The following is a 26,491-nucleotide window of genomic DNA, read 5'->3' as shown; positions in this document are numbered from 1 at the left end:
GGTGATGCAATGGCGCGCAGTGTATCAGTTTTACAGTCCAATCGCCTCTTTTAGACTTTTAAGATAACGGCGGCTTACCGGAACGGTCAGGCCGTTACGCAAAATCAGCTCCGCCTGACCGTTATCTTCCAGACGGATCTCCTGCAATTGCGCCATATTCACCAGATATTGCCGGTGACAGCGCAGCAGAGGAGTACGACTTTCCAGCGTTCTGAGCGTCAGTTCGGTGAACCCCTCTTTACCATCGCTACTGGTCACATACACGCCGCTCATACGGCTGCTGATAAACGCCACATCATCCATTTGCAGCAGATAAATTCGGCTATGACCGCTGCACGGAATAAACTTCAGCGCCTGCTGATTCTCGGGCAGTAGTGATACATCCTGCTTGGTGCGCTCCTGGCGTAAACGGATCAGCGTTTTTTCCAGCCGCGCTTCTTCAATCGGTTTGAGCAGATAATCAAACGCGTGTTCTTCAAAGGCCTTCACCGCATACTCATCAAAGGCGGTAAGGAAAACAATGTACGGGCGATGCTCGGGATCAAGCATGCCGACCATTTCCAGGCCGCTGATACGCGGCATCTGAATATCAAGAAACAGGACATCCGGACGCAGCTTATGTACCGCGCCGATGGCTTCCACCGCATTCGAGCATTCCCCGACAATCTCGATGTCGCTTTGCTCCTGCAACAGGATCCGCAGATTCTCCCGCGCTAACGGTTCGTCATCGACAATCAGCACTTTGATCATGCCAGTTCCTCCAGAGGAAGTCGTAAAGTGATTCGGGTAAAACGGTCAGGTTCACACGCTACGCTGATGCCAAAATCGTCGCCAAACCGCTCGCGCAGTCGTTTATCGACCAGATTCATACCCAATCCGCTGGCCTCAGACGTTGGCTGATACAACCCGGCGTTGTCTTCAATATCCAGCATCAGATACAGCCCTTCGCGGCGGGCGGTAATCGACACTTCCCCGGTATCCAGTAGCTGAGAGGTACCATGCTTGATGGCATTCTCCACGATCGGTTGTAAGGTGAAAGCGGGTAATTGCTGATGAGCAAGCGCATCTGGCACCGTTAAGGTCACCTGCAGGCGCGACTGAAAGCGCGCCTTTTCAATTTGCAGATAGGCGTTAACATGCTCAATTTCATCAGCCAGCGTCACAATCTCCGACGGGCGCTTTAAGTTTTTGCGAAAGAACGTCGACAAATACTGCACCAGTTGACTGGCCTGCTCGCTATCGCGTCGGATCACGGCTTTAATGGTGTTGAGCGCATTAAACAGAAAATGGGGATTCACCTGTGCATGCAGGAGTTTGATTTCCGACTGCGTCAGCATCGCTTTTTGCCGCTCATACTGCCCGGCCAGAATCTGCGCCGAAAGCAGTTGGGCGATCCCTTCCCCCAGCGTGCGGTTGATCGAGCTAAAGAGACGGTTTTTGGCTTCATACAGCTTGATAGTCCCCATCACCCGCTGGTTTTCGCCCCGCAAAGGGATGACCAACGTTGAGCCTAATTTACATTGCGGATGCAAAGAGCAGCGGTAAGGGACTTCATTCCCATCGGCATACACCACCTCGCCGGTTTCTATCGCCCGTTGGGTGTACGAGGAGGAAATCGGTTTACCGGGCAGATGATGGTCGTCGCCAATACCGGTAAATGCCAGCAGCTTCTCGCGATCGGTAATCGCCACGGCGCCGATATCCAGCTCCTCATACAGCACCTGGGCAACCTTCATGCTGTTAACCTCGTTGAATCCCTGGCGCAATATACCTTCCGTGGAAGCAGCAACTTTTAGCGCTGTGGCGGAAAAAGCGGAGGTATATTTTTCAAACATCGCCCGTTTATCGAGCAAAATACGCATAAACAGGGCCGCGCCCACGGTATTAGTCACCATCATCGGCGCGGCGATATTGCTGACCAGTCGAAACGCGTCATCGAACGGACGAGCAATTAACAAGATGATCAGCATCTGCACCAGTTCGGCAACAAAGGTAATAGCCCCCGCGGTCAGTGGGCTAAAGACTTTATCGGTGCGACCGCGACGGGTGAGTACACTGTGCACCAGCCCGCCGAGTAAACCTTCCACAATGGTTGAAATCATGCAACTGAGCGCCGTCATTCCGCCCATGGAATAACGATGTAAGCCGCCGGTCAGGCCGACTAAACCGCCAACCACCGGGCCGCCAAGCAGCCCGCCCATCACCGCGCCAATAGCACGGGTGTTGGCAATAGAATCATCAATGTGCAGCCCGAAATAGGTGCCCAAAATGCAGAAAATGGAAAAGGTGACGTAGCAAAGCAGCTTATGCGGGAGCCGGATCGTGACCTGCATCAGCGGGATAAACAAACGCGTTTTGCTCATGAGCCACGCGATAACGAGAAACACACACATCTGCTGAAGCAGCAGCAACACCAGATTAAACTCGTACATACCCGCCAACCACATATCACTTAAAAGCGCGTAACATACATGGGCTGCGCGTAACTTTCTTTGAAGTGTTGCAAAAAAAAAGGAATTTGTGAGAACGATCACTCGAAAGCGCGAGCATGACTACAAATTCACCCATTCGTTGAACAAAAAACAGACAAAACTACCTGGTTCGCAAAAGAGCGTCTAAAGTAAAACTGGGACCTCGCGAGCATAAGTGAGACGACGATGGCGCTTTACACAATAGGTGAAGTGGCTTTGCTTTGTGATATCAACCCTGTCACTTTACGCGCGTGGCAGAGGCGTTACGGATTACTCAAACCGCAGCGGACAGACGGCGGGCATCGCCTGTTTAACGACGCGGATATCGACAGGATCCGTGAGATAAAACGCTGGATAAACAACGGCGTTCAGGTCAGTAAGGTAAAAATGCTGCTCAGCAATGAGAACATTGATGTCCATAACGGCTGGCGCGAACAACAAGAGACGCTGTTGAGCTATTTGCAAAGTAATAATTTGCATAGCCTCAGACTGTGGATCAAGGAGCGCGGTCAGGATTATCCCGCACAAACGCTCAATACCCATTTGTTCATTCCGTTACGCCGACGCCTGCAATGCCAACAGCCGATCCTGCAGGCGTTACTGGGGATCCTCGACGGCGTCCTCATCAACTACATCGCAATTTGTCTGGCTTCGGCGCGCAAGAAACAGGGTAAAGACGCCCTAGTTGTCGGCTGGAACATTCACGATACCACCCGTTTATGGCTGGAGGGTTGGGTAGCCAGCCAGCAGGGATGGCGCGTTGACGTCCTCGCCCACTCGCTGAACCAATTGCGACCGGAGTTGTTTGAAGGTCGAACCTTACTCGTCTGGTGCGGCGAGAGCCAAACGCCCGCACAGCAGCAACAGTTGAACGAATGGCGCGCGTTGGGTCACGATATTTATCCACTCGGTATTTAGAGCCTGGCCCATTAGGGCTATTTTGCTTGCCATTTCGAACCTGGGCAGTGCTCAGACAACACTCAGAGAGTTTTGAACGCCCTTTAGGGCGGCCCGGAGGGTGAGCGTAGCGAATAATCCTCACGTAGTACGTGTACGCTCCGGTTCTTCCGCGCTGTCCGTGTTCAAACTGTCTGCGCCAATAACGCCTACTGATCCAGGCTCTTAATATTCTATTAACAAAAGTGTACAATCCTTAAATTCACATAAGGAGTGCATAATGAGCGCAGCTAAAATCGGTGTTATCACCCTCTTTCTGCTAATGGCTATCGGCGGTATCGGCGGCGTCATGCTGGCAGGCTACACATTCATTTTACGTGCCGGGTAAGGCGGCTCGCTAATCGCTCAAACCCGCGATCAACTATCACTGCCGCCAGCGCGACCAGCAGCGCGCCCTGAATCACATAAGCGGTATTGAACCCGCTAAGCCCGATAATAATCGGCGTGCCCAGCGTGTTCGCCCCGACGGTTGAGGCGATTGTTGCGGTGCCGATATTAATAATCACCGACGTGCGAATCCCCGCCAGGATGACCGGTGCCGCCAGCGGCAACTCCACTTTGCGCAGCCGCTGGCTCTGACTCATTCCCATTCCGCTGGCTACCTCCATCACGCTGGGAGAAATGCCGCCGAGTCCCGCCAGCGTTGCCTGCAGGATCGGTAACACGCCATACAGGATCAGCGCGATAATCGCGGGTTCAAGCCCAAACCCCATCACCGGTACGGCGATTGCCAGCACGGCGACCGGAGGAAAAGTCTGCCCCACGGCAGCAATCGTTTCCACCATCGGCCTGAATTCCACGCCCCAGGACCGGGTTACCACAACTCCCGCCCCCGTGCCGATGATGACGGCAATAAGACTTGAAATCCCCACCAGCGCAAAGTGGCTTAACGCCAGCGCCGTAAAACTTTCCTGCTGATACACCGGTCGCGGCAACTCAGGAAACAGCGAACTAAACAGGGCCTGACTGTGCGGTAACCCGACCAACAGGATCAGAAACAGCGCAACAAGCCAAAGCAGCGGATCAGCAAGACGTTTCACGGGTCGGCATCTCCGAAAGCAGATCGCGAAAATGAAGCGTCCCGCAAGGCAACCCCTGCGGCGTCACAACCGGTAAAACCTCGCAACCGCGCGCCACAAACACCGACAACGCATCACGAAGCGTCATCTCATCCACCAGCGGTTCACCATCTGAGCGTTCGCCGCAACGGATAAAATCACCTACCGTGCGCAGTGACAACAGCCTTACGCCCAGTTCACTACGGCCAAAAAAGGTTTGCACGAAATCATTCGCTGGCGCAGTCAGCATCGACAGCGGCGCACCTTGCTGCACAACCTTTCCTGCATCCATCAGAACCAGATGCTCCGCCAGCCTCAGCGCCTCATCGATATCATGTGTGACCAGCACAATGGTACGCCCCAGCAGACGGTGAATGCGCGTCATCTCCAGTTGCAGCGCACCGCGGGTGACCGGATCCAACGCGCCAAAAGGCTCATCCATCAATAGCACCTGCGGGTCTGCCGCCAACGCACGCGCAACCCCGACCCGCTGCTGCTGTCCGCCGGAAAGCTGATGCGGATAACGGTGACGCAAACTCGCCTCAAGACCCAGCAGTGCCATCAGTTCATCTGTTCGGTCATCAATACGTGAGCGCGGCCACTTTTGCAGCTGTGGTACGGTGGCGATGTTCTGCGCAACGGTCCAGTGTGGAAACAAACCAATCGACTGAATCGCGTACCCCATACGTCGTCGTAACTCCAGCACCGGCAGGCTGCGGATCTCCTCCCCGGCAAATCGGATCTGCCCGCTGTCATGCTCAACCAGACGGTTGATCATCTTCAGCGTGGTGGACTTCCCCGAACCCGACGTACCAATTAATACCGAAAAGCTGCCCTCCCCTAACTTCAGATTAAGGTCATCGACGGCCCTGTGCTGACCATAGGTTTTACTGACATGGCGAAATTCAATCATTATTCGATACCTTTAGCAGCGCGAGACCTAAATCAAACAGCGCATCAATCAACACTGCCAGCACAACTACCGGGATCACACCCAGCAGAACTAAATCAACGGCGCTACTGAGCAATCCCTGAAAGACCAGCGCGCCAAATCCCCCTGCACCAATCAGCGCGGCAATCACCGCCATCCCCACTGTCTGGATCATGACCACCCGCAAGCTGCGCAAGAAGACCGGCAACGCCAGTGGAAACTGCACCGAGATAAACCGCTGCCGCGCGCTCATCCCCATCGCCCGGGCGCTTTCCAGCACATCGCGTGGAACCTGATTCAATCCAGCCACTACGCCGCGAACCAGCGGTAAGAGCGCATACAGCACCAACGCAATAAGCGCAGGCGTCAGACCGGTTCCGGCGACGCCAAGCGAACCCAACACCGGAAAGTGCTTCACCAGCCCGGCGAGGGGCGCAATTAACAGGCCAAACAGCGCGACGGAGGGAATGGTCTGGATGATATTCAGTGCAGCAAATACCGGCCCCTGGCGAGCGACAGAAAAAGCACACCAGACGCCCAGCGGCACGCCAATGAGCATCGCGGGCACCACGGTAGCGAACAGAATTGTCAGATGTTGCGCCAGTGCGTCATTAAAGACATCCTGACGGTTGGCATATTCTTTAAGCAGAGAAAGATCGTTAAACGTGCCGGAGAACAAAAGCACCAGCGGCAAAATAAACATTTGCGCATGCAACAGCCATCGCCATGATGCCTGTTCGGTGATGCGACGAATGGCGTCACTGGCGGCCAGCAGCATCAGCCCCAGTCCCAACCAGAACCCGCTGCCCAGACTGGTTCTGGCCAGCGGGCTACCGGTCTGGGCCAGATACGTTGCCGTTGCTCCTGCGGTTACCAGCGCCGCAATCACCAACAGCTGGCTAATAACAAGCGTCAATATATTGCCGGACTTTCCCGGTACAAAGCACAGAAGAAACAGCAGCAAGCAAGCCACCGCCAATCCCCACGCCATGTCGGGCCGGATATCCCAGAGTTGACGACCTTCGCCGGAAACCAGGCGATTGGGAGCATAGCTAATGAAAGGAAGCGCTGCCGCCGCGAAGGTAAGAAGCACCAGCAGCAGCAACACCCGATTTACTGAAATTTTCGACAAAACACCCACCCGCTGCAAACTCCGTTACTTCACCCATCCTTTTTGCTTCAGGTAGTCTGCTGCGACTTTTTTCGCATCCAGCCCCTCCACGGCAATACTGGCATTCAGTTGTTGCAGCGTTTTTTCATCCAGGCTGGCAAATACCGGTTGTAGCCATTCTCCCATTTGCGGGTAGTCCTTCAGCACCGATTCACGCACAACGGGCGCAGGGGCATAAATGGGCTGGACGCCTTTTGGATCGCTTAATGTTTGCAGACCGAGCGCCGCAACCGGACCGTCGGTGCCGTAGGCCATCGCCGCATTGACTCCAGAAGTCTGCTGCGCCGCCGCTTTAATTGTCACCGCGGTATCACCACCCGCCAGCGACAACAACTGATTTTGCTTCAGCTTGAAATCATAGGCTTTTTCAAACGCAGGCAACGCGTCAGCGCGTTCGATGAATTCCGCAGAGGCGGCAAGCTTGAACGTTCCCCCGTCTTTCAGGTAACGACCTAAATCAGCAAGCGACTCTAGCTTGTTCTTTTGTGCGATATCCTGGCGTATAGCAATGGTCCAGGTATTGTTGGCGGGCGCAGGCGTTAGCCAGACCAGCTTATTTTGCTCTGCGTCCAGCTTTTTCACTTTGTCGAAACCGGCCTGCGCATTCTTCCACGCAGGATCATTCTCATCTTTAAAAAAGAATGCCCCATTGCCGGTATATTCCGGATAAATATCCAGCTCACCGGAGGTGATGGCTCCACGCACTACCGGAGTGGTACCCAGCTGTACTTTATTGACGGTTTTCACGCCGTGACTTTCGAGCACCTGCAAAATAATGTTGCCGAGCAGCGCCCCTTCGGTATCTATTTTTGAACCGACCGTGACGGGTGACGCGGCCTGTAAGGGTAAGCTTATCGCGGCTAAAAGCGCCAGTGAGCCCACCCATACTTTTGAGATTATCATGCTGTACTCCTCATCCTTTTGCGGCCCTTTTCAGAGACTTGAGGAAAAAGCATAGTCGAAAAATCAAGCCTTAACCTGGCAATTGGGTAGTAACACTGAGAGTTATTAGCGGTAAGGCGATAATAAAATAAAAAAATCCGGCAAACCCAAAGTGAATTTGCCGGATGATTCTATTTAGTCAGCCTGGTAAGCGTAACGCCATCAGGCATGATGCGTGGCTTTATTCATCAATTACAGCAGCTCAAATTCGCCCTGCTTCACTCTGGCAGAATCAACGCCGATAAAGACGTTGAACTTGCCCGGTTCCGCATCGTATTGCATGCGCTGGTTCCAAAACTTCAGCGCTTCAACGTCAATCGGGAAGCTTACGGTCTGGGTTTCGCCCGGCTTAAGATTTACTTTCTCAAAACCTTTCAGCTGTTTTACCGGACGACTCATTGACGCGGTCACATCCTGCAAATACATCTGAATAACCGTCGCACCTTCGCGCTTGCCGGTGTTGGTCACCTGCACGCTGGCCGTCACTGTCCCGTCACGCTTCATCGTTGGGGAAGAGAGTTTCACATCAGAAACCGTGAACGTGGTATAGCTCAGGCCATAGCCAAAGGGATACAACGGACCATTCGCTTCATCAAAGTAGCGCGACGTGTACTTATTCGGCTTATCGGCATTATATGGGCGGCCGGTATTGAGATGGCTGTAATAGACCGGGATCTGTCCAACGGAGCGCGGGAAAGACATCGGCAGCTTACCTGACGGGTTGTAATCGCCAAACAGCACATCGGCGATGGCGTTACCGCCTTCCGTCCCGGCAAACCAGGTTTCAAGGATCGCATCGGCCTGTTGGTCTTCCTTAACCAGCGCCAGCGGACGTCCATTCATCAGCACCAGAACCAACGGTTTACCCGTGGCTTTCAGCGCGGCAATCAGGTCACGCTGACTCTGTGGAATAGTGATATCGGTGCGGCTGGAAGCTTCATGCGCCATTCCCTGCGCCTCACCGACGACCGCGACCACGACGTCAGACTGCTTCGCGGCGTTAACGGCCTCATCGATCATCGCCTGCGGCGAACGCGGGTCAACCTTCACCGCCTCTTCATACAGATTGAGGAAATCAACAATGCCTTTGTCGTTGGTGATGTTCGCCCCTTTCGCGTACACCACTTTACCCTGCTCACCGATGGCGTTTTTAATCCCCGTCAGCACCGTTACCGACTGATCGGCCACACCGGCAGCAGACCAACTGCCCATGACATCACGCTTGCTGTCAGCCAGCGGACCGACAACCGCCACGGTGGCGGATTTTTTCAGCGGCAATGTTTCCAGACGGTTCTTCAGCAGTACCAGACTTTCACGCGCCACTTCACGCGCTTCTTTGCGATGCAATCGGCTTTCAGCATTGGTGTCCTGCGGGTCAGATTCTTTGGCCCCCAGATGGCTGTACGGATCGTTAAACAGGCCCATATCATATTTCACGTTCAGCACGTGGCGCGCGGCGTCATCCAGTTCCGCCATCGTGACTTTGCCTGACTTAATCAACCCCGGCAGGTATTTGCTGTAATACTCATCGCTCATGCTCATGTTGATGCCGGACTTGATCGCCACGCGCACTGCATCTTCAGGATCGGAGGCGGTGCCGTGCTTAATCAGTTCCTTAATCGCGCCGTGATCGGAAACGGTGATGCCCTTAAAGCCCCACTCATCGCGCAGCACGTCTTTTAACAGCCAGGCATCCGAGGTTGCTGGCGTGCCGTTCAGCGAATTAAGCCCTACCATCACCGCACCGCTACCAGCATCCAGTCCGGCTTTGTACGGCGGCATGTAGTCGTTGAACAGACGCTGCGGGCTCATATCGACGGTGTTATATTCCTTGCCGCCCTCAACCGCGCCATAGGCGGCGAAGTGCTTAACGCTGGTCATCACCGAATACCTGTCGGCCGGGCTTTTCCCCTGCATCGCTTCCACCATGGTTTTGCCCATTGTGGCGGTCAAATACGTATCTTCACCAAATCCTTCTGAGGCACGCCCCCAGCGCGGATCGCGCGAGACGTCGACCATCGGCGCCCAGGTCATATTCAGACCATCATCGGCGGCTTCATACGCAGAAACCCGACCAACGGTTCTGACCGCATCGAGATTAAAGGAGGACGCCAGACCGAGGCTAATTGGGAACACGGTACGCTGACCGTGTAATACGTCGTAGGCAAAAAAGAGAGGGATTTTCAGGCGGCTGAGTTCCATCACCTGATCCTGCATTTTGCGAATATCCTGGCGTGTGACGGTATTAAAAATTGCCCCAACCTGCCCGTCTTTGATCATCTCGCGGATGGCTTCTTTCGGATTATCAGGCCCGACGCTTATCAAACGGAGTTGCCCAATTTTCTCATCCACGGTCATCTGCTTGAGTAAATCGGTAACGAAGGCATCCCGCGCTTCTGGCGTCAGCGGATGGTTACCAAACAGAGTGTCCGCCAACGCGGGTTGCAACGCCAGACTCACCGCGACACCTACAGAACATAGCCATTTCATGTTGATTCTCTCTTTATTTTTTCCCGACGAGGCAGCGAAAATATAACAAAAACCGCAGTTTGCCGTAAGACTAAACGGGAGCGATAAAGAAAGCTAAGGTTATTCTCCTAATTTTCAAAACCAGCGCGAATCAGTAGAAGACGAACCAGAGACATTATGAATGAGAAAGCGTATTGTCATACAAAGCGCTATGCTTGTTCCTGATATTGAGTCCCACCACAAGGAGTGGAGAATGTCTTCCATTACAACAGATAATAAAGCTTTTCTGAATGAACTGACCCGTCTGGTGGGTCATTCACACCTGCTCACAGACCCTGCTAAAACCGCCCGCTATCGCAAGGGCTTCCGCTCCGGCCAGGGCGATGCGCTTGCCGTCGTGTTCCCGGGCTCGCTTTTAGAACTGTGGCGCGTTTTGAGCGCCTGCGTCGCCGCAGATAAAATCATCCTGATGCAGGCCGCAAACACCGGTCTGACCGAAGGCTCTACGCCGAGCGGTAATGATTATGACCGCGAGATTGTCATTATCAGCACTCTGCGTCTTGATAAGCTGCACGTCATTGGCAAAGGCGAACAGGTTTTGGCTTACCCTGGAACCACGCTTTATTCGCTGGAAAAAGCGCTCAAACCGTTTGGCCGTGAGCCGCATTCAGTGATCGGTTCGTCTTGCATCGGCGCTTCGGTTATCGGCGGCATTTGCAACAACTCCGGCGGCTCGCTGGTACAGCGCGGTCCGGCATACACGGAGATGTCGCTGTTTGCGCGTATTGACGAACAGGGCAAATTACAGCTGGTTAACCATCTGGGTATCGAGCTGGGCCAGACCCCGGAGCAGATCCTGAGCAAACTTGATGACGAGCGGATTAAAGATGACGATGTCCGCCATGACGGGCGTCATGCGCACGATCACGACTACGTTACCCGCGTCAGAGATATCGAGGCGGACACGCCTGCACGCTATAACGCCGACCCGGATAGATTGTTTGAATCATCCGGTTGTGCCGGCAAGCTCGCGGTTTTCGCCGTGCGCCTGGACACCTTCGAAGCCGAAAAAAACCAGCAGGTCTTTTATATCGGCACCAACCAGCCAGAGGTATTGACAGAGATCCGCCGGCATATTCTGGCAAAATTTGAGCATCTGCCGGTCGCCGGTGAATACATGCACCGCGATATTTACGACATTGCTGAGCAATACGGCAAAGATACGTTTCTGATGATCGACAAGCTCGGCACCGACAAAATGCCGTTCTTCTTCACCCTGAAAGGTCGCACCGATGCGATGCTGGAAAAAGTGAAAATTTTCCGTCCGCACTTCACCGATCGCGCAATGCAGAAATTTGGTCATTTGTTCCCCAGCCACTTACCGGCACGCATGAAAAGCTGGCGCGATAAGTACGAACATCACCTGCTGTTAAAAATGGCCGGCGGCGGCGTGGCTGAAGCGCAAAACTGGCTTAGCGAATATTTCAAAACCGCTGAAGGTGATTTCTTTGCCTGTACCGCGGAAGAAGGCAGCAAGGCGTTTTTACACCGCTTTGCGGCGGCTGGCGCGGCTATACGTTATCAGGCCGTGCATGCCGATGAAGTGGAAGATATTCTGGCGCTGGATATCGCGCTACGCCGTAACGATACCGAATGGTACGAGCATCTGCCTCCAGAGATCGACAGCCAACTGGTGCACAAACTCTATTACGGTCACTTTATGTGCTACGTCTTCCATCAGGATTACATTGTGAAAAAAGGCGTGGATGCGCATGCGCTGAAAGAGCAGATGCTGGAACTCCTGCGCGAGCGTGGGGCGCAGTATCCGGCAGAGCACAACGTCGGGCATCTGTATCAGGCGCCGGAAACCTTGACCCGTTTTTACCGTGAGAACGATCCCACCAACAGTATGAATCCGGGTATTGGGAAAACGAGTAAGCAGAAGTTCTGGAAAGAGTCGTAAAGCAAAAAAAAGATAAGCGCCACCGGGCATGTTGCCGGGGGCGCTTCGCTTGCCCGGCCTACAGCCACATTAGTTTTGTGCAGGCCGGATAAGACGTCTTGTTTAATCGTTCTGTGCGATTTGCTCGCCCGTCGCCGAACCTGCCGCCGCCATCTGCGCGGCTTTTTGCTTTTTATAGCTCAGCGCCGCCGCCGGAACCGGCATCACCTTGCCCGTTTCAATCCAGGTACGTAAACGGCTGGCATCGGCAAAGTGGGTATATTTACCAAATGCATCCATCACCACCAGCGCCACCGGTTTGTTATTAATCACCGTGCGCATCACCAGACAGTGACCCGCCGCATTGGTAAACCCGGTTTTCGTTAACTGAATATTCCAGTTATCGCGGTATACCAAATGGTTGGTGTTACGAAACGGCAGCGTATACGCCGGATTGGCAAACGTCGCCATATCTTCGCGCGTCGTACTTAGCTGGCCAATCAGCGGATACTGTTTGCTGGCAATCAGCAGTTTGGTTAAGTCCCGGGCCGTCGAAACGTTATGAATCGATAAGCCGGTGGGTTCAACAAAGCGTGTCTGAGTCATACCGAGCGATTTCGCTTTGGCATTCATGGCTTTGATAAACGCGTTATATCCGCCCGGGTAATGATGCGCCAGGCTCGCCGCCGCGCGGTTTTCTGATGACATCAGCGCCAGCAACAGCATGTCTTTACGGCTAATTTCGCTGTTAAGTCGAACGCGAGAGTAAATGCCTTTCATTTCCGGCGTCTGGCTAATATCAACTTTCAGCTTTTCATTCAGCGGCAGTCGCGCATCAAGCACCACCATCGCCGTCATTAATTTGGTAATCGACGCAATCGGACGCACAAGGTCCGGATGGTTCGAATAGATAACTTTGTTGGTATTCAGATCAACAATCATCGCGCTACCGGATGCTATCTCAGGTTGAGAAGCCGCTGCGGTAGTTGCCGTTTTAGCCACGGCTTGGGGTGCAAAAGGAACGGCCAGCACCAGGGCAAGGCTTAATAATGAAACTCGGAATTTCAGCATGATGAGATTTCTGATAATGGTTCACGCACGTCACAACGCACACCGCCTGAGACTAAGTATTATCTCAAGCTAGCTCAGGCATCATAGCGATCCGGCAGGTTTGCCGCCACAGGAGAATCGTCTCGAAATGCTGCGTTGCTGACTTTTACGTCAACAACGCAGCGCAGACAGGTTTATCCGTCAGAATAACCGATAGCCGTAACCCCACAGGATTACCGTAATAGCCAGCAAAACTTCCAGTACCAGCACACCGATCGCCAGCGTCGAACTGGAAAAACTTAACCCTTCCTCACGAGTGATATTCAGGAACGTCGGTATACCGAGGTAAAGTAAATAGCCGGTGTAAAACAGCGCGATGGTCCCCACCAATGCGCACAGCCAGACCAGCGGATAAAGTGCGACGAGCCCGCTTAAAAACAGCGGCGTCGCGACATATCCGGCAAACACCATACAATGCGCCAGCGACGGACGCTGCGGGTAATTTCGCGCCATCCACCAGATAACCCGGCCCATGACGGCGACGCCTGCCAGCATCACCCCGTAAAACAGAATCGCCATCGCCAATCCGGTTAACAGGGATAATTTCAGGATATTGCCATCGCCAAAATTCCAGCCGATTTGCGTGGTGCCGATAAACGCGCAAATAACCGGGATTGCCGCCATCAGCAGTACATGGTGGGTATAGTGATGCGAAACACTTTCGTTTTCGCTGTTGATCACGTGCATTTCACGATCGGGATGGGAAAACAGCCCCCAGACATGGTTCATACCGCCCCCTTCTTGTCAGCTCCGGACCTCAACACTTCAAGTATAATTCAGCTTTTGATTATTTTATGTACACAGGAAAAATACCAAAGCGCCAGGTTGTGCTTTTCCGGCATCAAATATTCATAGGGTGTATGCTATTAGTAGTGGAGGTCATACAATCGTATGGATATAAATCATTATGTTGCGCAATACGGCTATGCTGCGTTAATCATCGGCAGCCTGGCGGAAGGCGAAACCATTACCCTGTTAGGCGGCGTGGCGGCACATCAGGGCGTTCTGAAATTTCCGCTGGTGGTACTCTCGGTCGCACTGGGTGGGATGATTGGCGATCAGTTGCTCTATTTACTCGGACGCCGTTTTGGCGGCAAAATTTTGCAGCGTTTCTCGCGCCATCAGGCAAAAATTGATTATGCACAAAAGATGATCCAGCGACGTCCTTACCTGTTTGTGGTCGGTACGCGCTTTATGTATGGCTTTCGCGTTATTGGTCCTTTGCTGATTGGCGCCAGTCACCTGCCGCCGAAGATTTTTTTACCGTTGAATATTCTTGGCGCATTTGTCTGGGCATCGCTATTTACCACTCTCGGCTATGTCGGTGGCGAAGTGATTGCGCCGTGGCTGCACAGCCTTGACCAGCATATCAAGCATGGCATCTGGCTGGTGCTGGTTATCGGGATAGTCGCGGGCGTCCGCTGGTGGATGAAACGGCGAAGCGCACGTAAGCGCAATGAAAATGGCCCGACAGCTTAACACCGCGGGCCGAACAGTCAGGACGCGTGATAACCACCACCCAGCGCGCTGGTCAACTGGATTGAGGCATCCAGCCACTGGCCTTGTAAAAGCAGACCGTTGCACTGCTCGCGTAAAGCCGGGATCTTTGCCTCGCTGACCCGGGAGCCAGCAATAATACCGGCATTAAAGCGCGCCTGCGCCAGACCCACGACGCGCTGGGCATCATGCTCAATCTGCTGCTGATGCTGATTTTTCTGCGCCAGTGTTTCCACCTGCGAAGCTGCTCGCGCCACGTCATTCACTGCATCTACCACGGCTTTATTGTAATTCGCCACCGTCAGGTTGCTTTGGGCTTTGGTTATGTCGAGATTCGCATTTAGTCTGCCGCTGTCGAAAATAGGCAGCGTGAGTCCGGCTGTGACACCCATTTGCTGTGCGGAATGGCGGAACAGGTCGCTCAGATGTAACGCATCCTGTTGTAAAAACGCCATCAGATTCACATCGGGATAAAACGCCGCTTTCGCCGCATCAATGCTGCTCAGCGATGATTCGATGTACCAGTGCGCCGCCTGTAAATCCGGTCGGCGGGCCAGTAGCGAGTAACCTAACTGGGACGGGAGCTGACTTTCGACCGCAGGCAGTTTGGTCGTATGGAGCTTCAGGGCAGTGGACTGGGCATTGGTCAGCGCGCTCAGTCGCGCCTCGATGACCTTCATTTTACCGCTGACGTCGTTTAACTGCTGCTCTGTCTTGCTGGAATCGATGTCGGTTTCAACGCCTTCCACTGAAGAAGTAAGACCGTTTTGATACAGCTGGCGATCGACGGTAATCACGTTTTGCTGCTCAGTTTCGATTTGCGTCAGCACGGTTTTCAGCGCGGCCTGCGTTTGCCATTCCCAGTACAGTCGAGACACGCCGCTCGCCAGCAGCTGTCGGGTTTGCTCACGCTCGGCTTCACGCGCCTTAACGGCCCCTATACGCGCCGTCACTTCAGCCCGATTCTTACCCCACAGATCCAGATTCCAGCCTGCGGTTAAACCAAAGGTGCCGTTGGTGTACCACGGCCCTGTCGTCCCGGCGGCCGGATCGGTAATGGCAAACGGTCCCATCAGCCCTTCGGCTGACATTCTCTGACGCTCAACGTCCGCGGAGAAGTCGATCTCCGGGCCATCCTGCGCCTCCACCGCCTTAGCCTGTGCCTCCGCCAGTTGAATGCGCTGTTCCGCTACCTGCATATCAGGAGAATTTCGCAACGTGCTGTCAATCAACGCATTAAGCTGGGGGTCATGGTATGCCTTCCACCACTGGCTGTCCGGCCAGCCATTTTTTAACGCTGCGGGCAATGTGGTATCGACATTCGCAGCAGGAGCCTGCTGCGACAGAGACTGGCGGTCATCATGCATAGGCGCGCAGCCTGACATCAGAATAAAAAGCGGCAACAATGCCGCCGGGACTAAAACGGAATTACGATTCATGGAGATATACAGGTAAGAAAAGATGTGCAGAGATTACGACTTGTCGTTCCTGCTTTTTTAGTTACGCGTGGCAATACATCTTTGGCAATAAAATTATATAATCGGAAAAATATACATCAGACAAATAATATAGATTAAATAATTTTAATAATTAATATATGGAGACGTTATGTCACAGAATATCTATGACGACCCTGAGTTCTTTGCAGGATACGCCACGCTGGATCGTTCGGTGAAAGGACTCGATGGCGCGCCAGAATGGCCGACAATACAAGCTATGCTCCCCTCTCTGCAGGGAAAAAACATTCTCGATTTGGGCTGTGGATATGGCTGGTTTTGTCGCTACGCGCGCGATAATCAGGCTGCCAGCGTAGTGGGACTGGATATTTCACAAAAGATGTTAACCCAGGCGCACAGTATGACTCAGGGTAGTGGCATCGTTTATCAGCGTGAAGATCTCGAAATGCTTACCCTGTCGCCAAATTCCTTTGATCTGGTTTATAGCTCGCTTGCCCTGCACTATTTGCGCGATATAGAACGATTATTGGTAACGATTTACCAGTCATTAACACCAGGCGGCATGTTAGTTTTTTCTGCCGAGCATCCAATTTATACCGCACCGCTTAACCAGGGCTGGATAAAAGATAAAACCGGGCAACAGTCCTGGCCGGTCAATCATTATCAGCAGGAAGGCGAACGCATCAGTAACTGGTTTGCTGAAGGCGTCAAAAAACAGCACCGTAAACTGGCGACCTGGATTAATGCGTTGGTTGGGGCCGGATTCGACATCGTCTGTGTCGATGAATGGGGACCGTCTGCGCAACAGATTGCTGAAAACCCGGCGCTGGATGAAGAAAAAGAGCGGCCAATGGTGTTTTTGCTCAGCGCACGTAAACCAGCATAACAGTCCCCCCAGGCAGAATGATTGATACTTTCCTATACTCAATCTGAACTTACCAAAAAAAGGGAAAATTAATGAAAATTCTGCTGTGGGTAATTCTGATTATTTTTCTGATTGGGCTGTTGGTGGTAACGGGCGTGTTTAAGATGATTTTCTGATGTTGTCATTTCGCCCAGGCCTGATAGCAGAAATGTCAGGCGATTATTCTCTCTGATGCCGGATGGCGGCGTAAACGCCTTATCCGGCCTACCGGAACTGACGTCAGGCGGTAATCTCGATGGCCTGAATCGCCCGAGCGATATCCGGCGAATTGTTTAACGCACGAATCTCCTGAAACAGTGCAGTTGCCTCTGAATATTCTTTTCGCAAATACCCCAGCCATTGTTTAATCCGCGCCACGTGGTACAGCCCGGTGTCCCCCTGCTTTTCAAGACGGGTATATTTTTGCAACAACCTCACCACATCAGGCCACGGCATACGCGGCTCGTTGTACTTCACCACGCGACTCAGGTTCGGAATATTTAATGCGCCACGTCCAATCATCACCGCATCGCATCCGCTGATGGCCATGCAATCCTGGGCGCTTTGCCAGTCCCAGATTTCGCCATTCGCGATAACCGGAATGGAAAGCCGCTGGCGGATCTCACCGATCGCCTGCCAGTTGATATGTTCGGCCTTATAGCCCTGCTCCTTGGTTCGGCCATGCACGGCCAGTTCGCTGGCGCCAGCCTGCTGGACGGCATCGGCAATTTCAAACTGCCGGTCGCTGTTATCCCAGCCCAGACGCACTTTCACCGTCACCGGGAGATGAGCCGGAACCGCTTCGCGCATGGCTTTTGCGCCCCGGTAGATAAGCTCAGGATCTTTCAATAACGTAGCACCGCCGCCGCTGCCGTTGACCAGCTTCGACGGACAGCCGCAGTTCAGATCGACGCCGTACGATCCCAGTTCAACCGCGCGCGCGGCGTTCTCCGCCAGCCACTGCGGATACTGCCCCAGTAGCTGTATGCGCACCCGCGTGCCGGATGGCGTCCGACTGTCGTTATGCAGTTCCGGGCAGAGCCGATGAAATACTTTTGCCGGCAAGAGCTGATCCACCACGCGCACAAACTCGGTGATGCACAGGTCGTAATCATTCACTTCTGTCAGCAGCTCGCGCACCAGTGAGTCGAGCACGCCTTCCATCGGCGCCAGTAAAACACGCATATCGTCACCCGCAAAAAAAGAGGCGCTATGGTAGCGCCTCCGTTAGGGAGATTAAAGAGGCTCAGCGCGGCAACAGGCAGTTATCTTCTTTCCAGCCATACAGCCATTCCATACCACGATAAAATTCAGCCTGTGATTTCCCTTTCCACAGCAGATTACGCACCTGACGTTCGACTCCCGCAGCGTGATAAACACGGCCCATTTCGCGCGTCGACCAGACAATCCTGGCGGTACGCGGAATACGCACCGACTCATACAGGGCAAAGGCATCAGCCGCATCGCCGTCACACTGCTGTAACGCCCTACCAAGCGTGACGGCATCTTCCAGCGCCATACAGGCTCCCTGCGCCATATATTGCGCCACCGGATGTGCGGCATCACCCACCAGCGTAATACGATCGGTGCCCCATTTTTCTACCGGTTCGCGGTCGGCAGTGGACCAACGCCGCCAGGACGTGGGTTTATCCAGCATCTGGCGCGGTCGCGCGTGAATTCCGGCGAAATAGGAGAGAACTTCCTCTTTACTGCCATCCTTCACTCCCCACTCTTCCTGCTGACGACTGTGGAAGGTCACCACCAGATTGTACTGCTTGCCGCCGCGCAGCGGATAGTGAACCAGGTGGCAGTGCGGTCCGGCCCACAGCACTGGCGCGTTAATGCGCAAATCTTCCGGCATATCATCGCAATCAATCACCGCCCGGTAGACCACATGCCCGGTCACGCGTGGCGCATCGCCAATCAGAGACTGGCGAACGACCGATTTCACACCGTCACAGCCCACCAAAATATCCGCCGTCCAGCTGTTGCCGTGCTCATCAAATACCGTCACGTCATTCTCGGTCTGGCGAATATCAACCACGTTCGTTGAAGTGCGATACTCAACGTTGGGGTGAACCAGCGCCGCTTCCCAGACAGAAGCATGAATATCAACCCGATGGATAACCGCATAAGGGCCGCCGAAGTGATCGCGAAACGCCTGCCCGGTTTCAATATGTACCACCTCTTTCGCGTTTACCGCATCCATCATGGTGATGTGATCGGTAAAAACGGCGCGCCGGCGGGCGACGTCACCCACGCCAAGGCTGTCCAGAGCAGAGAACGCGTTCGGTCCAAGCTGAATACCTGCGCCAATTTCACCAATCTCGTGCGCTTTCTCCAGCAACATCACTTTAATGCCCTGACGGGCCAGCGATAGCGCAGTCGCCGCGCCGCCAATCCCACCACCCACGATAATTGCGCGTGTCACTTTAGCCATTGTCGTTCTCCTTATCAGGCTGGAATTTTGTCTTGTTGATTCTCGGGCGCGGCGGCGATAAACGCCGGAAGCTGGATACAGGCATCATATACCGCCTTACAACGCGGATATCCGCTCAGATCGCAGCCCATACGTAACGCGTTCGCCCACTGTGGGATCAGACAGCAATCCGCCAGCGTCGGCGCATCACCCACGCAGAACGTCCCCGAATGACTCTGGCGCAGCATCTGTTCCACCGCGCTTAACCCCTGCTGGATCCAGTGCGCATACCAGCGTTTTTTATCTTCTTCACTGACCTTTAATTCTTCACTCAGGTAGCGCAATACCCGCATGTTATTCACGGGATGGATATCACAGGCGATGGCATAGACGATTTCCAGCACCTTACTACGCGCCGGGAAATCGGCAGGCAGCAGCGGCGACTGCGGAAAGTGGCCGTCCAGCCAGTCGGTTATCGCCAGCGACTGCCCGAGTGATTCTCCGTCGTCGGTAACCAGCGTAGGCACCAGCCCCACAGGATTCATCCGCCGGTAGGCCAACTCGTTCTGCTGACCAATTCGAATGTTGACGCCCACCGTCTGGTAATCGAGCCCCTTCAGCGCCAGCGCAATGCGTACACGATATGACGCGGAGCTATTAAAGAAACTGTACAGCTTCATCATCCACCTCAGACAATCTTCACGGCGATGGGGGTTAAACCGTCTACGTTTCCGGTGATCACATCCCCTTTCACCACCGCCCCCACGCCTTCTGGAGTACCGGTGTAGATCAAATCGCCCGGCTGCAGTTCGAAAAAGCCGGACAGATAGCTAATGGTTTCATTAACGGACCAGATGAGGTGGCGAATATCGCTCCGCTGATGATCGTCGCCGTTGACCTGCAGCCAGATAGGCGCATGGTTAACATCCACGCTTTCGCTGGCTTTATGCAGCGGCGCGATGGGGGCAGAGAGATCGAACGCTTTGCCGATTTCCCACGGACGCCCCATCTGGCGCATCTCCATCTGCCTGTCGCGGCGGGTCATATCCAGACCGGTGGCATAGCCCCAGATATATTCGTGCGCTTTTTCCAGTGGTATATCGCTGCCCTTTTTACCAATCGCCACCACCAGCTCTATCTCATAGTGATAGTTATCGGTCTGCGAAGGGTACGGCAGTTCGAGGGTTTGACCTGCCGCCACCGGAACCACCGCATCGGCAGGTTTACAGAAGAAGAACGGCGGTTCGCGATCAGGATCAAAGCCCATTTCACGCGCATGAGCGGCATAGTTGCGGCCCACACAGTACACGCGGCGTACGGGAAATTGTTCATCACTGCCAACCACCGGAACGGTAACAGGCGCTTGTGGTTCGAATACGTATTGCGTCATTTTCTCTCTCCCAAATTAATAACGTGCTTCACGGAACAACCCCAGCGCTTCCTGAACCGGTCTGTCCGAAAAACTAAATAAAACGGTATCTTCGTGGGTCTTGAACGACACGCCGTGCCAGGTTGGCACCACGAAGATATCTTTTGGTGAAAAATTGAAGGTTTCGTTGCCGATGGTGACCTGCCCGCTTCCTTCCACCACGTGGTAGATAGTACTGTCGGTGGTACGCGCCATCCGCGAAGCAAAGCCCTTCGGCAACAGTTGCAGGAAGGTCCCCATTGAAGGCATGGGATAACCACCGGTTACCGGGTTCACGTAACGCATCTTGTAACCGTCCCACTCATCGGCGTCGCCCATGTGGGTCAGGTCATGTAGCGCTTCACGGCTGCGATCGTAGCGATAGTTGAAAATGGGCGATGAGTTACCCTTCTGATGACGCAGCGGCAGCATATTGGCCGCATAGCGCGGTAAATAATCCCCTTCTTTGCGCGTGATCGGCTGTTGATCTTCCGGGTAGTCTTCTGCAAAGCCGCAGCCCAGCAGGTTCACCAGCGGCAGATCCAGACCGTCCAGCCACACCACCGGTTCGCTGCCTGGGTTGCCGTGATCGTGCCAGCGCCACTGCGGCGTCAGAATAAAATCGCCTTCATGCATCTGGGTACGCTCACCATCCACGGCGGTAAATGCCCCTTTCCCTTCGACAATAAAGCGCAGCGCAGACTGATTATGGCGGTGACTCGGCGCAACCTCGCCCGGCATGATTAACTGCAATCCCGCGTACAGCGTCGGGGTGATTGAAGACTGTCCGCGTAGCATTGGGTTTTCCAGCACCAGCACGCGGCGAATCGCCTCTTTCGCGCCAATCAGATCGCCGCTTTCCAGCAGTAGCGGACGGATCTCCTGATAGTTCCAGTACGCAGGCGCGCAATTCGCGTTCGGCGTTGACGGCACCAGACGATGCAGCGACTCCCACAACGGGGTCAGATTCTGCCCGGAAATATGCTGGTAAAACTGCTGACGGCTGTTCTTAACATCCTGATTCAGTTCAGACATAGGGATTCTCCTTATTCATTCACAACACTTGCACGTGGCAGAGTATTTGAGGCAGAGGCCGACTGGCGGATAACAACCGTCAGCAGGGCTAGCATCACCGCGCTGATGGCCGCCGGAACGGCGATAATGAAAAACAGGTTATCGAATGAGAAATTCATCGCCATCATCACGCCGCCGGATAGCGAGCCGACAATCGCGCCGCAGCGGCCAATCGCATTAGACCAGCTGACGCCCGTCGCCCGACTCTGCGTCGGATAAAGCGTGGCGGTTAACGCATTGAGGCCCACCTGAGAACCACTGATACCAATGCCGGTGCCAAAAATGGCCAGCGCCATCAGCCACAAGCCGTTTTCGCTCAGGCCAATCATGACAATACACACAGCACCCAGCGCATAGCTCACAGCCAGCACGCGGAAAGGGTTGTATTTATCCATCAGCACTCCCAGCGCCAGCGCGCCGAGCGTACCGCCAATCTGGAAGGCGGCGGTCACCCATGAGGCATGCTGCAGGTCTATTCCGCGATGGTTTAACAGCGTCGGCATCCAACTGGAGAGCAGATAAATAATCAGCAAGCTCATAAAGAACACCACCCATAACATCAGGGTAATGGGTAGCTGTCGCCCGACGAACAGCTGGCGAATGCTGCCTTTAGCAATCGCGGTGCCCTCGTTGAGATAAAATTGGGTATTTTCATAACGTTCCCGGGTGATGGCGCTAACGGTTCTGGCAATCACGTTTTGCGGCAACTGACGACGAACCTGCCAGCGTGGGGATTCCGGTAAGGCAAACAACAGGGCCACAAACAGCATCAGCGGTAGAACGCCTCCCAGCACCAGGATGCCGTGCCAGCCAATGACCGGCACCAGCTGCGCGCTGACAATCCCGCCCATCGCCGACCCCAGGGTAAATCCACAGAACATCATGGTAACCAGCGCGCCGCGCCGACGCGCTGGCAGGTATTCTGACGTCATGGTGATGGTATTTGGCATCGCGCCGCCCAGACCTAATCCGGTAAGGAAGCGCAAAATGACCAGCGTTTGTAGGTCGGGAGAAAAAGCCGATAAAAGGCTCAGTGCGCCGAACAGCGCCACGCAGAGTTCTATCACGCGTTTGCGACCAAAACGATCGGACAGCGGACCGCAGAGCAGTGCGCCAGCGGTCAGACCCAGCAGGCCCGCACCAAACAGCGGCGCCAAATCGCCGGCAGTCAGTTGCCAATGAGTGCGAATGTCGGGTGCGATAAAACCAATCGCCGCGGTATCAAAACCATCGAGCATGACGACCAGAAAACAACAGATGATAACGCGCCACTGGGTCTTGCCGACGGGGGCGGAATCGATCAGTGCTTGTAGATCACGTTGGTGAGTCATAGTGAATGCCTCAGTGCAGGTAGAGTAGATGTCTGTTTTGTTTTAGGTATGTTGCGACTTTGTATGTTTGGAGATGAAATGTACAATGGCTTTTCATGCAGAGGCATAACCTGGAGGTTATAGCAAATGGCTAACTGGGCGCAGAAACTGAAGTTGCACCACCTGCAAACGCTTATCGCGCTGGGCGAACAGGGGAATTTGACTCACGTTGCCCGGATGATGAATATCACCCAGCCAGCGTTGTCAAAATGGTTATCACAGCTCGAAGATGAGATTGGCATCACGCTCTTTGAACGTCACAGCAAAGGCTTGCGTCCTTCCGAAGGCGGTAAACTGCTACTGCAGCATGCCCAACGCCTGATCAATGATATGGAACGTTCGCAGTATGAAATCGCCCGTTTTAAGCAAGGCGGCCTGGTAGGGAGCCTGAAGATTGGTTGCTCGCCGGTGGCGACCGACTGCGTTTCACAGGCGATACTGGGTTTACTCACAGAACTGCCCACCCTGCATCTTAATATTGAAGAAAAGGTGATGACCCCGCTGCTGCACGATCTGCTTGCGGGTTCGGTGGATGTCGTCGTCGGTCGCGTCGGCGGCCGGGCGCTTCAGTTGCCGCTCAATTATCAGGTGCTGTATACCGAGCCGGTCTGCTTCGTCGCGCGTCCCGACCATCCGCTGGCAAAATATCCCCTACTCACCTGGCACGATCTGGCTAACTGGCGCTGGATTGTCTGGCCGACGGGAACGCCCATCCGGATAAGCATTGATAACGCGCTAGTAGATAACGGCGTCATGCTGCCGGAAAACATCATTGAATCGGCGTCGATCAACGTCAGCACCAACCTGCTGCAAAGTAGCGACATGATCTCTATTCTTTCTCTACGCCTGGCGCAGCGTTATGCCGCCCAGGGACAGTTGGCTATTCTGAATCTGCCGAAAATTGAACAAAAAGGCAGCGTAGGCGTATTCTGGCGCAACAATGAAACGCCCACTACCGCTTTGAATCGTTTTCTGTATTACCTGGCACAGGTTTAGCGTGGATAGTTAGGGCCATCGCCCGATGTTCCAGATATCTATTTCCTCTATGCTTAGAATTCATGATGTGATCGGTAGCACGTTTTGAAGTTTAATTGTATGATGAATCAGTCTCGTCAAGGGTTTCAACTATGAGCAAAGCACTGAACACTATCTGGCAATATTTGCGCGCATTCGTCCTGATTTATGCCTGCCTCTATGCAGGTATTTTTCTTGCGTCACTACTTCCTATCACCATTCCGGGCAGCATTATCGGCATGCTGATTCTGTTTGTTTTACTGGCTTTGCAGGTGTTACCAGCAAAATGGGTTAACCCTGGCTGCTACGTGCTGATTCGTTATATGGCCCTGCTGTTTGTCCCAATTGGCGTTGGGATCATGCAGTACTTTGATCTGCTCCGCGCACAATTTGGTCCGGTGGTGGTGTCCTGCACCATCAGTACGCTGGTCGTTTTCCTGGTGGTGAGCTGGAGTTCGCACATTGTGCACGGTGAGCGCAAAATCGTTGGGCAAAAAGGGTCTAAAGAATGATGTCGTATATATGGTGGTCGTTACCTCTGACGCTGGCGGTATTTTTCGGCGCACGTAAGCTGGCTGCACGATTTAAAATGCCGCTATTGAACCCGCTGCTGGTCGCCATGGTGGTGATTATTCCCATTCTGCTGCTGACCGGTATTCCCTACGATCACTATTTCAAAGGCAGTGAGGTGCTGAACGATTTGTTGCAACCTGCCGTGGTCGCGCTGGCCTATCCGTTATATGAACAGTTGCACCAGATCCGCGCCCGCTGGAAATCAATCATCGCTATCTGTTTTGTGGGAAGCATCGTGGCGATGGTTACGGGTACAACAGTCGCCCTGTTAATGGGCGCATCGCCGCAAATTGCCGCGTCTATCATGCCGAAATCGGTCACTACGCCTATCGCTATGGCGGTGGGAGGCAGTATTGGCGGTATTCCGGCTATCAGCGCCGTTTGCGTCATTTTTGTCGGTATCCTCGGAGCTGTGTTTGGACATACGTTGCTTAATGCGATGCGTATTCGCACCAAAGCCGCACGTGGGCTGGCAATGGGCACTGCTTCGCATGCCCTCGGCACCGCTCGCTGTGCGGAGCTGGACTACCAGGAAGGCGCGTTTGGCTCTCTGGCGCTGGTTATTTGCGGGATTATCACCTCGTTAGTCGCCCCATTCCTGTTCCCGATTATTCTGGCGGTGGTCGGTTAACCTTCATTTTTTGGTAATTTATTTGCGATGCGTTGCACATTTTTCATTTAAGTTTCATAAGTTGCACACGCAATGAGATTTGGATCACATATAAAGCCGTAACAGGCCCGTAAACTACGATTCCATTACATTGTTATGAGGCATCGCCATGCATCCACGTTTTCAAACTGCTTTTGCCCAACTCGCGGATAACTTGCAATCAGCCCTGGCGCCTGTTCTGGCGGATGTGCATTTCCCCGCCATGCTGACTGCTGAGCAGGTCTCTTTGCTGAAACGCGAATCGGGACTGGACGAAGACGCGCTGGCATTCGCTCTGCTGCCGCTGGCTGCGGCCTGCGCGCGTACCCCGCTGTCCAATTTCAACGTTGGGGCAATTTCTCGCGGCATCAGCGGTAACTGGTACTTCGGTGGGAACATGGAGTTCCTGGGCGCGACCATGCAGCAAACCGTTCATGCCGAGCAAAGCGCCATCAGCCACGCCTGGTTGCGCGGTGAAAAAGGGCTCGCCGCCATCACCGTCAACTACACGCCGTGCGGACACTGTCGCCAGTTTATGAACGAACTGAACAGCGGACTGGACTTACGCATTCATCTGCCGGGGCGTGCGCCGCACGTGCTGCGCGATTACCTGCCAGATGCCTTCGGACCGAAAGATCTGGAGATCAAAACGCTGCTGATGGACGATCAGGATCACGGCTTCGCGCTGCAGGGCGATGCGTTGACCCAGGCGGCAATTACCGCCGCCAACAGATGCCATATGCCGTACAGCAAATCCCCAAGCGGCGTTGCGCTGGAATGCAAAGATGGTCGAATTTTTAGCGGCAGCTATGCTGAGAACGCCGCCTTCAATCCGACCCTGCCGCCGCTGCAGGGCGCGTTAAACCTGTTGAATTTGAATGGTTATGACTACCCGGACATCCAACGCGCCGTGCTGGCTGAAAAAGCCGATGCGCCGTTGATTCAGTGGGATGCGACCTCCGCCACCCTGAAAGCGTTAGGCTGCGATAATATTGAGCGCGTTTTGTTAGCGTAAAAATTCGTACTGCAGGGCGGATCGGCCAATACCGCCGTCCGGCCTGCAAGACGACCATTC

General features: G+C 53.9%; 26 protein-coding genes. 10 read left to right on the top strand and 16 right to left on the bottom strand.

Going from position 1 to position 26,491, the window contains the following annotated elements; translation table 11 throughout:
* Positions 1-30: 30 nt before the first annotated feature.
* Entirely contained in the window at positions 31-750 is a 720-nt protein-coding gene (btsR, locus tag OGW16_RS21945; RefSeq protein WP_003840155.1) for a two-component system response regulator BtsR, read from the bottom strand.
* A complete protein-coding gene (locus OGW16_RS21940; protein WP_043016932.1) occupies positions 747-2,432 on the bottom strand; it encodes a sensor histidine kinase in 1,686 nt (561 codons plus the stop codon). The genes btsR and OGW16_RS21940 overlap by 4 nt, the downstream gene beginning before the upstream one ends.
* Positions 2,433-2,657: 225 nt before the next feature.
* On the opposite strand from OGW16_RS21940, the gene mlrA reads away from it, so the two are divergent.
* On the top strand, positions 2,658-3,389 hold the full coding sequence (mlrA, locus tag OGW16_RS21935; RefSeq protein ID WP_043016933.1) for an HTH-type transcriptional regulator MlrA: 732 nt from the start codon (positions 2,658-2,660) through the stop codon (positions 3,387-3,389).
* 259 nt (positions 3,390-3,648) lie between these two features.
* Positions 3,649-3,756 (top strand): protein YohO, encoded by a 108-nt coding sequence (locus OGW16_RS21930; protein WP_003027354.1) that lies wholly within the window; start codon positions 3,649-3,651, stop codon positions 3,754-3,756.
* Here OGW16_RS21930 and OGW16_RS21925 read toward each other — a convergent pair.
* The 5 genes from OGW16_RS21925 to bglX all read right to left on the bottom strand — a co-directional run bounded on the left by OGW16_RS21925 (position 3,737) and on the right by bglX (position 10,020).
* Positions 3,737-4,468: an ABC transporter permease gene (locus OGW16_RS21925; RefSeq protein ID WP_286518851.1), complete on the bottom strand. Its 732-nt coding sequence runs from the start codon at positions 4,466-4,468 to the stop codon at positions 3,737-3,739. The two genes, OGW16_RS21930 and OGW16_RS21925, sit on opposite strands and share 20 nt — an antisense overlap.
* On the bottom strand, positions 4,452-5,399 hold the full coding sequence (locus tag OGW16_RS21920) for an ABC transporter ATP-binding protein (protein ID WP_286518849.1): 948 nt from the start codon (positions 5,397-5,399) through the stop codon (positions 4,452-4,454). Before OGW16_RS21920 ends, OGW16_RS21925 begins: the two co-directional genes overlap by 17 nt.
* Complete coding sequence (locus OGW16_RS21915; protein WP_043016936.1) at positions 5,392-6,558, bottom strand: ABC transporter permease; 1,167 nt, start codon at positions 6,556-6,558, stop codon at positions 5,392-5,394. The genes OGW16_RS21920 and OGW16_RS21915 overlap by 8 nt, the downstream gene beginning before the upstream one ends.
* 15 nt (positions 6,559-6,573) lie before the next feature.
* Complete coding sequence (gene osmF / locus OGW16_RS21910; protein ID WP_075145921.1) at positions 6,574-7,491, bottom strand: glycine betaine ABC transporter substrate-binding protein OsmF; 918 nt, start codon at positions 7,489-7,491, stop codon at positions 6,574-6,576.
* Between the two features lie 231 nt (positions 7,492-7,722).
* Entirely contained in the window at positions 7,723-10,020 is a 2,298-nt protein-coding gene (gene bglX / locus OGW16_RS21905; RefSeq protein WP_072033350.1) for a beta-glucosidase BglX, read from the bottom strand.
* 232 nt (positions 10,021-10,252) lie between these two features.
* On the opposite strand from bglX, the gene dld reads away from it, so the two are divergent.
* Positions 10,253-11,962 carry a D-lactate dehydrogenase gene (gene dld, locus OGW16_RS21900; RefSeq protein ID WP_043016938.1) on the top strand — a complete coding sequence of 570 codons (1,710 nt, stop codon included), beginning with the start codon at positions 10,253-10,255 and terminating at the stop codon, positions 11,960-11,962.
* A 102-nt stretch (positions 11,963-12,064) separates the two neighbouring features.
* On the opposite strand, the gene pbpG is transcribed toward dld, so the two are convergent.
* Both pbpG and OGW16_RS21890 read right to left on the bottom strand, forming a co-directional pair.
* Entirely contained in the window at positions 12,065-13,012 is a 948-nt protein-coding gene (pbpG, locus tag OGW16_RS21895) for a D-alanyl-D-alanine endopeptidase (protein ID WP_043016939.1), read from the bottom strand.
* A 180-nt stretch (positions 13,013-13,192) separates the two neighbouring features.
* Complete coding sequence (locus OGW16_RS21890) at positions 13,193-13,780, bottom strand: Yip1 family protein (protein WP_043016940.1); 588 nt, start codon at positions 13,778-13,780, stop codon at positions 13,193-13,195.
* Positions 13,781-13,942: 162 nt separating this feature from the next.
* Between OGW16_RS21890 and OGW16_RS21885 the strand changes: the two genes are divergently transcribed.
* Positions 13,943-14,530, top strand: coding sequence for a DedA family protein (locus tag OGW16_RS21885; protein ID WP_043016941.1), 588 nt, complete (start codon positions 13,943-13,945; stop codon positions 14,528-14,530).
* A 17-nt stretch (positions 14,531-14,547) separates the two neighbouring features.
* On the opposite strand, the gene mdtQ is transcribed toward OGW16_RS21885, so the two are convergent.
* On the bottom strand, positions 14,548-15,987 hold the full coding sequence (gene mdtQ, locus OGW16_RS21880) for a multidrug resistance outer membrane protein MdtQ (RefSeq protein WP_286518845.1): 1,440 nt from the start codon (positions 15,985-15,987) through the stop codon (positions 14,548-14,550).
* 169 nt (positions 15,988-16,156) lie between these two features.
* On the opposite strand from mdtQ, the gene OGW16_RS21875 reads away from it, so the two are divergent.
* Together OGW16_RS21875 and yohP are read left to right on the top strand one after the other, a co-directional pair.
* Positions 16,157-16,891, top strand: a complete 735-nt coding sequence (locus tag OGW16_RS21875; RefSeq protein ID WP_087051326.1) for a class I SAM-dependent methyltransferase — start codon at positions 16,157-16,159, stop codon at positions 16,889-16,891.
* A 71-nt stretch (positions 16,892-16,962) separates the two neighbouring features.
* A complete protein-coding gene (yohP, locus tag OGW16_RS21870; RefSeq protein WP_015572324.1) occupies positions 16,963-17,046 on the top strand; it encodes a small membrane protein YohP in 84 nt (27 codons plus the stop codon).
* Positions 17,047-17,149: 103 nt separating this feature from the next.
* Here yohP and dusC read toward each other — a convergent pair whose 3' ends face one another.
* The 6 genes from dusC to mhbT all read right to left on the bottom strand — a co-directional run bounded on the left by dusC (position 17,150) and on the right by mhbT (position 23,141).
* On the bottom strand, positions 17,150-18,094 hold the full coding sequence (dusC, locus tag OGW16_RS21865) for a tRNA dihydrouridine(16) synthase DusC (protein ID WP_043016944.1): 945 nt from the start codon (positions 18,092-18,094) through the stop codon (positions 17,150-17,152).
* Between the two features lie 61 nt (positions 18,095-18,155).
* Positions 18,156-19,349, bottom strand: a complete 1,194-nt coding sequence (locus OGW16_RS21860; protein WP_075145916.1) for a 3-hydroxybenzoate 6-monooxygenase — start codon at positions 19,347-19,349, stop codon at positions 18,156-18,158.
* Positions 19,350-19,363: 14 nt separating this feature from the next.
* On the bottom strand, positions 19,364-20,008 hold the full coding sequence (maiA, locus tag OGW16_RS21855) for a maleylacetoacetate isomerase (protein WP_043016946.1): 645 nt from the start codon (positions 20,006-20,008) through the stop codon (positions 19,364-19,366).
* Between the two features lie 8 nt (positions 20,009-20,016).
* On the bottom strand, positions 20,017-20,718 hold the full coding sequence (locus tag OGW16_RS21850) for a fumarylacetoacetate hydrolase family protein (RefSeq protein WP_075145915.1): 702 nt from the start codon (positions 20,716-20,718) through the stop codon (positions 20,017-20,019).
* A gap of 15 nt (positions 20,719-20,733) precedes the next feature.
* A complete protein-coding gene (gene gtdA / locus OGW16_RS21845; RefSeq protein ID WP_193145063.1) occupies positions 20,734-21,771 on the bottom strand; it encodes a gentisate 1,2-dioxygenase in 1,038 nt (345 codons plus the stop codon).
* Positions 21,772-21,782: 11 nt separating this feature from the next.
* A complete protein-coding gene (gene mhbT / locus OGW16_RS21840) occupies positions 21,783-23,141 on the bottom strand; it encodes a 3-hydroxybenzoate transporter MhbT (protein ID WP_200007798.1) in 1,359 nt (452 codons plus the stop codon).
* A 126-nt stretch (positions 23,142-23,267) separates the two neighbouring features.
* Here mhbT and OGW16_RS21835 point away from each other — a divergent pair, with 126 nt between their 5' ends.
* The 4 genes from OGW16_RS21835 to cdd all read left to right on the top strand — a co-directional run bounded on the left by OGW16_RS21835 (position 23,268) and on the right by cdd (position 26,431).
* On the top strand, positions 23,268-24,176 hold the full coding sequence (locus OGW16_RS21835; protein WP_043016950.1) for a LysR substrate-binding domain-containing protein: 909 nt from the start codon (positions 23,268-23,270) through the stop codon (positions 24,174-24,176).
* A 131-nt stretch (positions 24,177-24,307) separates the two neighbouring features.
* Positions 24,308-24,706 carry a CidA/LrgA family protein gene (locus OGW16_RS21830; RefSeq protein WP_043016951.1) on the top strand — a complete coding sequence of 133 codons (399 nt, stop codon included), beginning with the start codon at positions 24,308-24,310 and terminating at the stop codon, positions 24,704-24,706.
* Entirely contained in the window at positions 24,703-25,398 is a 696-nt protein-coding gene (locus OGW16_RS21825; protein WP_043016952.1) for a CidB/LrgB family autolysis modulator, read from the top strand. The genes OGW16_RS21830 and OGW16_RS21825 overlap by 4 nt, the downstream gene beginning before the upstream one ends.
* Before the next feature lie 148 nt (positions 25,399-25,546).
* On the top strand, positions 25,547-26,431 hold the full coding sequence (gene cdd, locus OGW16_RS21820; RefSeq protein ID WP_043016953.1) for a cytidine deaminase: 885 nt from the start codon (positions 25,547-25,549) through the stop codon (positions 26,429-26,431).
* The last annotated feature ends 60 nt before the right edge of the window (positions 26,432-26,491 follow it).

It is taken from the genome of Citrobacter sp. Ce104, assembly GCF_030334595.1.
Taxonomy (GTDB): Bacteria; Pseudomonadota; Gammaproteobacteria; order Enterobacterales; family Enterobacteriaceae; genus Citrobacter; species Citrobacter europaeus.
This window is presented reverse-complemented; position numbering and strand designations above follow the sequence as displayed.